This is a genomic window from Bacillus infantis, from assembly GCF_008180445.1.
Lineage (GTDB): Bacteria > Bacillota > Bacilli > Bacillales > Cytobacillaceae > Bacillus_AB > Bacillus_AB infantis_B.
Genome location: NZ_VTER01000011.1, coordinates 223,468 through 233,562, shown reverse-complemented (window position 1 = coordinate 233,562; position 10,095 = coordinate 223,468). Strand labels below are relative to the sequence as shown.

General features: G+C 47.3%; 8 protein-coding genes. 3 read left to right on the top strand and 5 right to left on the bottom strand.

Translation table 11 applies throughout. The features are described 5' to 3' along the window. On the top strand, positions 1 to 176 hold a 176-nt coding region (locus FZD51_RS20505), incomplete at its 5' end, for a transposase (protein WP_187445840.1). A gap of 127 nt (positions 177 to 303) precedes the next feature. On the opposite strand, the gene FZD51_RS20500 is transcribed toward FZD51_RS20505, so the two are convergent. Then, a complete protein-coding gene (locus FZD51_RS20500) occupies positions 304 to 1,167 on the bottom strand; it encodes a CvfB family protein (RefSeq protein WP_148976454.1) in 864 nt (287 codons plus the stop codon). 185 nt (positions 1,168 to 1,352) lie between these two features. Between FZD51_RS20500 and FZD51_RS20495 the strand changes: the two genes are divergently transcribed. Further along, entirely contained in the window at positions 1,353 to 1,829 is a 477-nt protein-coding gene (locus tag FZD51_RS20495) for a YajQ family cyclic di-GMP-binding protein (protein WP_148976453.1), read from the top strand. 688 nt (positions 1,830 to 2,517) lie between these two features. On the opposite strand, the gene FZD51_RS20490 is transcribed toward FZD51_RS20495, so the two are convergent. Then, positions 2,518 to 3,024, bottom strand: a complete 507-nt coding sequence (locus tag FZD51_RS20490) for a GNAT family N-acetyltransferase (protein ID WP_148976452.1) — start codon at positions 3,022 to 3,024, stop codon at positions 2,518 to 2,520. A gap of 104 nt (positions 3,025 to 3,128) precedes the next feature. Here FZD51_RS20490 and FZD51_RS20485 point away from each other — a divergent pair, with 104 nt between their 5' ends. Further along, positions 3,129 to 4,001: an SDR family oxidoreductase gene (locus tag FZD51_RS20485; RefSeq protein ID WP_094768259.1), complete on the top strand. Its 873-nt coding sequence runs from the start codon at positions 3,129 to 3,131 to the stop codon at positions 3,999 to 4,001. A gap of 1,050 nt (positions 4,002 to 5,051) precedes the next feature. Here FZD51_RS20485 and FZD51_RS20480 read toward each other — a convergent pair. The 3 genes from FZD51_RS20480 to FZD51_RS20470 all read right to left on the bottom strand — a co-directional run bounded on the left by FZD51_RS20480 (position 5,052) and on the right by FZD51_RS20470 (position 10,076). Next, positions 5,052 to 6,077: a LacI family DNA-binding transcriptional regulator gene (locus FZD51_RS20480; RefSeq protein WP_148976451.1), complete on the bottom strand. Its 1,026-nt coding sequence runs from the start codon at positions 6,075 to 6,077 to the stop codon at positions 5,052 to 5,054. 45 nt (positions 6,078 to 6,122) lie between these two features. Next, positions 6,123 to 8,462: a glycoside hydrolase family 31 protein gene (locus tag FZD51_RS20475; protein ID WP_148976450.1), complete on the bottom strand. Its 2,340-nt coding sequence runs from the start codon at positions 8,460 to 8,462 to the stop codon at positions 6,123 to 6,125. 72 nt (positions 8,463 to 8,534) lie between these two features. Further along, on the bottom strand, positions 8,535 to 10,076 hold the full coding sequence (locus FZD51_RS20470) for an alpha-amylase family glycosyl hydrolase (protein WP_148976449.1): 1,542 nt from the start codon (positions 10,074 to 10,076) through the stop codon (positions 8,535 to 8,537). Positions 10,077 to 10,095 lie beyond the last annotated feature (19 nt).

Here is a 10,095-nt window from a genome sequence, read left to right as displayed (position 1 = left end):
AAAGACGAAAAGAAACCATCGAGAGAGTATTCGCCGATGGAAAAGAAAAGCATGGTATGCGATGGACAACCCTAAGGGGATTAAAAAAATTGTCTATGCAGGCGATGCTTACTTTTGCTGCCATGAATTTAAAAAAGATGGCCAACTGGACATGGAAAGAGCCAGAAATGGTCTAAGAGAATGCCTCGTCGAGGCACCAATATTCTTGAAATACAAGAAAAAACTCAAAAGGCACTTCGAATGGACACATTCGAAATGCCTTTTGTCTACAATCTGAAGCAAGCGCCCGGCGCTTGCTTTTTTCTATGATTGCTTTATATATGTCCAGCCGTCCTCCTGATAGACCTTTCCTTCTTTCATCAGTCTGCCAAGAGCGCGCTTAAATGAAGATTTGCTCATTTGGAAGCGGTCCTGGATTTCGTCTGCCATACTTTTGTCTCCATAAGGCATGGATCCATTCCGCTCTTCCAGATAAGAAAGGACTTTCTGGGAATCAGCATCAAGCGCTTCTTCTTTGCGCGGCAAGAGGGAGATATTGACTGTTCCATCTTCCTTTACATCTATGATCCGCCCCTCGATTTTTTCACCAAGGCGTGGCTCAGCCTTCCTCTGCGACTCATGGATAAAACCCTTGAATCCTTCTGCCGTATAAGCCCAGCTGCCTACTTTAGCGGTCCTGTAGATGTGGCCGTGGACGTTCTTATTAAAGTCTTTCCGCGTGGCTTTAATGGAAATCTCCTCGATAATCGGGTCCTTCGCATGCTTCACATACACACGGTTATTTCTGTTAACACGGAGGGTGATATAGAGAAGATCGCCCTTCTGCGGCCAGACTGACAGGTGCAAAGGCAAATCTTCCTGGCCGAGAAGCATTTCTTTTTGGATCCCGATATCGATAAATACGCCGAGATCCTCCCTAACATCACTGACCTTTGCCCAGCCATACACTCCCACACGGATCTCCGGAAGGGTATCCGTCGCGGAGATGCGTTCCCTTGAATCTGTATAAAGGAACACTTCGACCTTTTCATCCACCTCATACTCTTTTGCCGCTTCATTTATTTGCAATAATACATCTTCATCACCGTCTGTCAGAAAATAACCGAAAGATGATTTTCTTGATACGGTTAAAGTTGTGACTTGTCCGATATAGTCTGCCAAAGGCATGTAATTTCCTCCTCAATGGCTTTATTGTCTGCTGACAATCTGAAAGTTGTTTGAACTGCTATATTTTACTATAATAAACGAATAAGGTAAAACGGTTTCGAAGAAGGAGCGGCCGGCTTTAGGAAATATCCGGCCAAAGGCTTCAATACAGCCGGCTAAATATAAGGATTAACGGAGGTCTAACCATGTCAAAAGAAAGCTCATTTGATATTGTATCCAAAGTGGATTTATCTGAAGTAACAAATGCAATCAGTATTGCAATGAAAGAAGTCAAGACCCGGTATGACTTCAAGGGCAGCAAAAGTGATGTTACCCTTGATAAGGAAGAGCTTGTCCTGATTTCGGATGATGAATATAAGCTTGACCAGCTGAAGGATGTACTCCTCAGCAAAATGATTAAACGCGGAATTCCCATCAAAAATCTTGATTATGGAAAAATCGAAGCTGCTTCCGGCGGCACAGTGAGGCAGCGCGCTAAGCTTATGCAGGGGATCGATAAAGAAAATGCAAAGAAAATCAATACCCTTATCAAAAACAGCGGCCTAAAAGTTAAGAGCCAGGTACAGGACGACCAGGTCCGGGTAACAGGAAAAAACAGGGACGACCTTCAGCAGGTAATCGCTGCTGTAAGAGAAGCCGACCTGACAGTCGATGTGCAGTGACGAGCAGAGCGGAAGGTTGTTCTTTAACCTTCTGATCTGATTGGCTTAAGACTCGAGGGCCTAGGCTTTGGAGCTGGACAAATCGAAGTGCGGAAGCGGCTTGCCCAGAGCCGACAAGCATAAGACGCGGCAGAATAAAAGGCGTTCTTTGCCTTTAATTCTGCCGTGGCTTATGACTCGAGGCTCTAGCCGCTGGAGCCGGACAAATGAAATGCGGAAAACCCTTGCTCGATAAAGGAACGCGGACTACGAACGCCACGTCCTGCGGCAACGTCCGCATGACCCACATCCTGTGGGCCTCAAGCTTATGACGAGCAGAGCGGAAGGTTGTTCTTTAACCTTCTGATCTGATTGGCTTAAGACTCGAGGGCCTAGGCTTTGGAGCTGGACAAATCGAAGTGCGGAAGCGGCTTGCCCAGAGCCGACAAGCATAAGACGCGGCAGAATAAAAGGCGTTCTTTGCCTTTAATTCTGCCGTGGCTTATGACTCGAGGCTCTAGCCGCTGGAGCCGGACAAATGAAATGCGGAAAACCCTTGCTCGATAAAGGAACGCGGACTAAGAACGCCACGTCCTGCGGCAACGACTGCATGACCCATCCTGTGGGCCTCAAGCTTAAGACGAGCAGGCGGAAGGCGCTTGTTTAGTAAAGATCCCCGGATGCCAGAGGCATGCCGGGGATCTTTATTTTATTTTACAAACACATACATCAAAAGCTCATCAGAATAGGAGCCGTCACAATTCTTCACATGCCCGATCCTTCTGCCTTCCTCCTGGAATCCCATTTTTTTATATAGATGAATGCCCCGTTCATTATGTGAGAACACTTCCAGGCATACTTTTTCAATGCCCGGCTCCGCTTTTGCCCATTCCAGGCAGGTGCCGATCAGCTGTTTCCCGATGCCTTGATTGCAATATTTTTCTTTAATGGATATGCCGAACATTCCGATGTGGCTGACTTTCTTGCGTGCTTTCCGGGTAAAGTTCAAAACACCGGCAAGCTCTTCTCCGCTCCAGGCAGTCAAAAGCAGATTCCCCGGCCGTTCATGATCAACGATCCATTCCCTCTCATCTTCAACGGTTGCCTGAAATTCCTCTGGCACCGTCAGCATATTCTCTGATTCCTGCAAAATTTGCCGTGTATGGAGAAGCAGCTTTTCAGCATCCTCCCGCCCGGCCCGCCTGATTTTTACCATAATAATGATCTCCCCTTTTTGACACAAGAAATTTTTTCCATGTTTTTATCACATACTAGCATGGAATACACCTAATATCTATTAAAAATTGGAGGTTTTGCTCAATGGCGAACGAACAGAAAGATAATCAGAACGGATTCATCCCTCAGCACCAGAATCAGCAGCCGGGGGTAGAGGATAAAATGACCCCTGAGCCTTCTTATATCGACCCGAATTATAAAGGTTCAGGGAAACTTGAGGGCAAAGTGGCCATTGTCACTGGAGGAGACAGCGGAATCGGCAAATCTGTTGCTATTTATTTTGCAAAAGAAGGTGCTGATGTTGCTGTTGTTTATCTGGAAGAAACTGAAGATGCAAAGGAAACGAAACAGGAAGTCGAAGCAGCCGGCCGCAAATGCCTTCTGCTTGCCGGCGACCTTGGAGACGAAAGCTTTGCAAAGGAAGTGGTCTCCAAGACGCTGGATGAGTTCGGGAAGGTAAATATCCTTGTCAATAATGCGGGTGAGCAGCATCCGCAGACAAGCCTGCTTGATATCAGCACTGAACAGCTTGAAAAGACATTCAGGACAAATATTTTCTCTATGTTCCACCTGACTAAGGCTGTACTGCCGCATCTTGACAAAGGAAGCTCTATCATCAATACGGCTTCCATCACAGCGTATGCAGGACATCCTAAGCTGATTGACTATTCTTCCACAAAAGGAGCGATCGTCACTTTCACCCGATCCCTGTCCACAAACCTGGCCGATTCAGGGATCAGAGTCAATGCCGTTGCACCAGGCCCAATCTGGACGCCGCTCATTCCTTCCACCTTCACAGAGGAAGATGTTGCCAAATTCGGAACTGACACACCCCTCGGCAGAGCCGGCCAGCCGTACGAACTGGCACCAGGCTATGTATACCTTGCAAGTGACGACTCCTCCTACGTATCCGGCCAAATGCTCCACATCAACGGCGGGAAGGTTGTTAATGGCTAGAAAAGCGGAGGGCGCTTGCCACTAAGGAACGCAGACTAAGAACGCCACGTCCTGTGGCAACGTCTGCATGACCCACATCCTGTGGGCCTCAAGCATAAGACGCTTCAGGATAGAAGGCGTTCTTTGCCTTCAATTCTGAAGTGGCTTATGACTCGAGGGGCTAGCGCCCGGAGCTGGACAATAGAAAAGCGGAGGGCGCTTGCTCACTAAGGAACGCAGACTAAGAACGCCACGTCCTGTGGCAACGTCTGTATGACCCACATCCTGTGGGCCTCAAGCATAAGACGCTTTAGGATAGAAGGCGTTCTTTGCCTTTAATCCTGAAGTGGCTTATGACTCGAGGCTCTAGCCGCCGGAGCTGGACAATAGAAAAGCGGAGGCGGCTTGACCAGAACCAGCCATAACAAACGAAGAAAATAACAGAAAACCAGCCGGATGCCAGACGCCCTCCGGCTGGTTTTTTTATGCGCTGTGAGTAAAAACAAGCGGTATCCTCCCTGAATCCCCGTCAGACCCTCCAGATTTCACCATATGAAACTGCATTTTTCTCTTAATAACTAAGCTCTGTTAAAGTCTATTGTTAAGTCTTATCCTTATTTGAGTGACCAGCAAGCCTTAAAATAAGCGGAGATTTTCCTGTTAAACTGCTGAATATGGCACGGGTGGGAATAAATAAGGGGAGATTTTCCGGTTAAGCGGAGGGAAGTTGCCCATTTTCCTGCTTTTTAAGTCGATAGCCGGAATTTTTCCCTCTATTTGAGCTGTTTTTAGAATATTTTTGATATTAGGGGGAATTTCTCCGCTTATTTTCTGCCTGTCCCCGATTCCCTCATTCAGGTCCGGGAAGGTCCGCTCCCTATTTTGGTGGGCGCGGACTGCTCTTAAATAGAGTTTGCCTGTCGGGTCCCAGTTTAACAAGAGAATATTGCAAAACCAAACATCCGCAAATCATATAGTTCCATTATAGGTATTATTAACATTGAACATTAATAGAGCTAAAAACTAAAAAAAGCCGCCCCGGCAGAATCCCCGGGGAACGGCTTTAGTATTTTATTTTACAGTAACACTGCAGGAATGCCTTTTAATGATCTGATGCGGAATGATGATCCTTTTGGTCGGCTCTTTCGGATCCTCCACCATCTGGATCAGGCTTTTGGCAGCCTGGTATCCGAGGTCGAAGATATTGATGTCGACTGACGTCAGCGGAGGCCGGGACATTTCTGACAGAAGGACATTATTGAAGCTGATGATAGAAATATCATCAGGCACGGATATGCCCATCTCATCCAATGTATTAAGCACACCGAGCGCCATAAGATCGTCAGCCACCACAAGGGCTGTCGGGGGCTTTTCAAGGGAAAGAAGCTCCCGTACAGCCTCCTGGCCGCCTTCCTTAAGGAATTCTTCATGGATGACATAATCATTGTCCAGCTCAATGTCCGCAGCTCTCAGGGCCTTTTCATAGCCCAGGAGCCGCTCTACAGTTACTACCAGATTCAAGTCCCCGCCCACAAAGGCAATATGGGTATGCCCAAGCTCAATTAAATAGTCGGTTGCTTCTTTCGCAGCCCGGAAATTGTCGTTGTCAACATGTGTGATTTCCTCAACATCACGGAATGGTTTTCCGATGACGGTGAACGGGTAATGTCCATCCTGTAAAAATGACAGGACCTTATCTTCAATCTTTGAATACAGAAGGACGACCCCATCCACCCTTCCGCCCTGCACCATCTGGACAACTCCGTTATAAATCTCTTCATCTGTTTTGCCTGTCGTCATATGAAGGGCATAATGCTTTTCATGGGCACCTTCGCTTATGCCCCTCAGAACAGTCGGGAAAAATGGATTCTGGAATACAACGTCAGTGGAGCTTGGCATAATTAGCCCGATTGCCTGTGTTGACTGGCTGGCAAGGCTCCTGGCGATGAAATTCGGGTGGTATCCCAATTTTTCCATTGCTTTCCTGACCTTTTGCTTCGTTTTTTCACTGATCCGCGGGCTATTTGCAATCACGCGGGAAACTGTAGAAGGGGCCACATTCGCCAGTTTTGCCACGTCTTTTATGGTAACTGCCATTCCCTTCCCCCCTTATCCATAAGAGTAAACCGCTGCTATTTTCTTTTATGAAAGTATAAAATAATGGCGGCCTTCCTCAATTTTTTCAGGGAGCAGCGTGCTGCTTCCTTTCTGTAGCCGGACATCTTCTCTGCTGTGCACGGCAAGCTGAACAGTGCTCCAGACAGGCTCATAAATGCCTGTGCTTGCAGAGTCCAAATATACCGTCCCTTCCTCACACTTCACTTTAAAGCAGATTTCCCTGTATTCCCCTTCTTCATATGCGAAAGTTTCCCCATCATCTTCATACAGGGTATAAGAGCATTCAGCACCTTCTTCATAATAAAGATGAAGTGTCAGGGGACCTGCTGCACCTGCTTCCCCATGGGCAGCCATTGTTCCTTTTTTGATAAAAATCGGCAGCGTTTCCAAAGGAGCTTTAATCAGATGATGCTTTTTCCCCTCGTAGGTACTGCCAGTCCAATAGTCTGTCCACATGCCTTCAGGCAGATAGACGGCCCTGTGGAAGGTGCCCGGCTGCATGATCGGGGCAATGAGGACATTGTCGCCGATCATAAATTGATCAGATAGATTCCAGGTATGCTCATCCTCCGGAAATTCGAGGAATAATGGCCTCATAACAGGAGTGCCCTTTTTATGAGCCTCGGCAAATAAAGAATAAAGATGGGGCATCCATGTATACCGGAGCTCAATATATTTTTTGATGATAGACTCATATTTTTCCCCGAATGCCCATGGCTCCTGCCTTGCTGACCCCAGTACGCTGTGATTCCTGAAAAACGGGGTGAATGCGCCTGCCTGTGTCCATCTCGCAAGAAGCTCCCCATTGGAATCGTGGGCAAAACCGCCTACATCCGGACCAGAGAAAGGAATGCCGGAGACGCCAAGGTTCATAACCATTGGCAGCGACATCTGCAGATGTTCCCAGAAGCTCCGGTTATCCCCTGTCCATACGGCCGCATACCGCTGGACACCGGAATATCCTGCACGTGTCAGCAGAAACGGCCGTTTACCCTTCAAGTTTCTCTTCATGCCTTCATATGTCGATTTCCCCATCAGGAGGCCGTAGAGATTATGAAGCTCCTTATGTGTCCGGGGATTTCCATCGTTATCATGCATGACTTTCAAATCCATTGTTTTACTTTCATTAAAGACCGCCGGTTCATTCATGTCATTCCAGATGCCTTCAATCCCAAGCTCTGTATAGTACGAATGGAGGCTTCCCCACCATTCGCGCACTTTTTTGCTTGTGAAATCAGGGAATGCACTGTTTCCGGGCCAGACGTCTCCGTAATATACATTCCCCTCCAGATATTTGCAGAAAAGATCTTCCTGGATGCCCTGCTTATAAACCATATATTCCGGATCTTCCTTCACGCCCGGATCAACAATCGGAACGATGTGTATGCCCATTCCCTTCAGATCACTGACCATTTTTTCAGGATCAGGGAATTTATCACGGTCAAATGTGAAAACCCTGTATTCATCCATATAATGAATATCCAGATGGATGCTATCCAGCGGAATCCCTTTTTCCTTAAAAGCTGCCGCCAGCTCCATCACTTCCTGCTGGCTTTCATAGCTGTACCTCGATTGGTGATAGCCGATTGCCCACTTGGCCGGCAGGGGCATTCTGCCTGTCAGCGATGTGTATTGACGGATAACATCCTTCGGCGAAGGTCCAGCCATCAAATAATAATCAAGCTGGCCGCCATCGGCTGAAAAGAAATAAAACTCATCTCCGCGCATATCAAACTCTGCCCGGAAAGTATTATCGAAGAATATGCCATGGGCTTGCCCTTCTCTCAAGGTGAGAAAGAAAGGGATTGACTGGTAAAGCGGATCGGTTTCCGGATTATGCGGGGCATATACGTCACTATTCCACATAACCAGCTTTTCCCCTCTTTTATTAAGAAAGCCCGTTTTCTCTCCAAATCCGTAAAATTGATCGCTCTCCTCCATATTTTTGAAGCAGATGACCTCTTTAGAATGCTTATAGCCCATCCCTTTATGATTTTCCCCGGCCAAGACCCTGCCATCTGCATCTGCCACGGTAATTCGAAGAGGGGATTTGATCAATTTGACAGTCAAACAAGAGGTTTTCACCTCTGCCTGGTCTCCTGATTCATGATATTCGAGCTCAACTTCCTGCAGCCCGCCAATGACGGCAGGGCTCGTTCCCGCATCCGCTTCGCCAAAAAAATTCATCGTGATGCGGACAATTTCATTTGCGTAGAATACAATCCTGAGTTCCCCTGTTTCTGTCCGGACCTTCAGGCCATTCCTGCATTCTTCTATAGCAAGGACATCTCCTGCTTCTTGGTAATCACTGTTTTCTATCTTTCTGCTCTTTCCCGGATGTATGGCAAAACTTGTATCATTCATGTAGCCGACTCCTCCTTCAAATCCCTTCTGATATGACCGGGATCGGGAAGCTGCCGGCAGTGCCGGATGGGGTCAGGAGACAGGCTTCCTCTTTTTCGACCTTCTCCAAAGAAGGATAATAAAGACGATGAAGGCTGCATAGACCAGCCCCATTACTGCCAGATAAGGGATATTCAAACCTGTCTTTTCTGACAGCACATAGATTTCGGCTTCCTCACGGTCAACGATCAGTTTATATTTTCCATCATCAGACCTTACAAGATCCCCGGCCAATAGGCCTTTCAGCTGCTTATCTCCTTCAAGCAGGCCGGAATCAAGGGAGACGGTCTGTGTTTTGACGGTATTATTGATGGCCACGACAGTGGTTTCATCCTCATAGGTCCGTTTGTACACTGCCATGCCATCCTTATTGTACAAAGGCTCCATTGTGCCCCTCGTAAGGGAAGGGAGCTGCTGCCTTAATGTCCCGATATTCGAGATGTATTCCACAAGCTCCTGGTCTGTCCGGAAATCCATTTGGCGGCGGTTATCAGGGTCTTCCCCGCCATCAAGTGCTATTTCACTTCCATAATAAACAATGGGAATCCCGGGGGACGTGTACAAATATGTGAGGGCCAGGCGCCATCTCGGTCCCGGATGCTCATTATTGGTGACTGCATCGCGCGTGAAACGCACGGTGTCATGATTGTCCATGAACGTTCCCATTAAATAAGGTTGATCATATTGGGCCTGATTCCTCTCCCAGCTTGTAAACAGCCAGTCAAAGGGCTGCCCGGGCTTTTCAAATGCTGTGCGCAGATGCCCGTTCAGCGGATAATCGACAAATCCGTCGATCCCTGCTTTCTCATACTGTGCAATATAAGCAGGGTCATCTGTCCATACTTCGCCGAGAAGATAGAAATCCTCCTTGGCGCTTTTTACTTCTTTCGCGAAATCCTCCCAGAAGTCAACTGGCACATGCTTGACCGTATCAAGGCGGTATCCGTCAATATCGGTTTCCTCTATCCACCACTTGGCTGCATCCAGGAGATATTGCCTGGTCTCCGGATTCTCCTGGGCAAGGTCAGGAAGATTATAGATCCATCCATTTTCAAGCTCCTCCTGATTTTCCCAGTTGGTTATTTCCTTCTGTTCATGGAACCAGTCCTGCTTGTCCGGTTCATTCACCCAGGGATGATTGGGTCCGACATGATTGACAACAAAATCAAGTATGATTTTCATATCACGCTTATGGGCTTCAGCTACAAGCTTTTTGAACGTTTCGATCGATCCGAAGTTTTCTTCCGTTTTGTAAAAATCATTGATCCAGTAGCCATGATAGCCGCCTGCTTCATTTTCGAAAATAGGCGTCAGCCAGATGGCTGTAAAGCCCATATCCTTCAGATAATCAAGCTCGTCAATGATACCCTGGAAGTCCCCTCCGTGATAAGCTTTCGGGTCACTAGCTTTTGTTTCCAGGTCATTGCTGAAATCGCCGTTGTTAAAACGGTCGACCATTAGAAAATAAATTGTTTCATCCTGCCATTTACGCTCTTCTTTTTCAACTGCTCCTACCGGTAGGGCGCAAAAAAGAAGAAACGGAATTAAGATGAGAGCCATGACTCCTTTTTTCATCTCCGCTCCTCCTTAAATA

Bases quoted from the DNA above. Each gene is read 5' to 3' on its own strand.
- FZD51_RS20500 (WP_148976454.1), bottom strand. From the start codon at position 1,167: ATGCCTTTGGCAGACTATATCGGACAAGTCACAACTTTAACCGTATCA.
- FZD51_RS20495 (WP_148976453.1), top strand. From the start codon at position 1,353: ATGTCAAAAGAAAGCTCATTTGATATTGTATCCAAAGTGGATTTATCT.
- FZD51_RS20490 (WP_148976452.1), bottom strand. From the start codon at position 3,024: ATGGTAAAAATCAGGCGGGCCGGGCGGGAGGATGCTGAAAAGCTGCTT.
- FZD51_RS20485 (WP_094768259.1), top strand. From the start codon at position 3,129: ATGGCGAACGAACAGAAAGATAATCAGAACGGATTCATCCCTCAGCAC.
- FZD51_RS20480 (WP_148976451.1), bottom strand. From the start codon at position 6,077: ATGGCAGTTACCATAAAAGACGTGGCAAAACTGGCGAATGTGGCCCCT.
- FZD51_RS20475 (WP_148976450.1), bottom strand. From the start codon at position 8,462: ATGAATGATACAAGTTTTGCCATACATCCGGGAAAGAGCAGAAAGATA.
- FZD51_RS20470 (WP_148976449.1), bottom strand. From the start codon at position 10,076: ATGAAAAAAGGAGTCATGGCTCTCATCTTAATTCCGTTTCTTCTTTTT.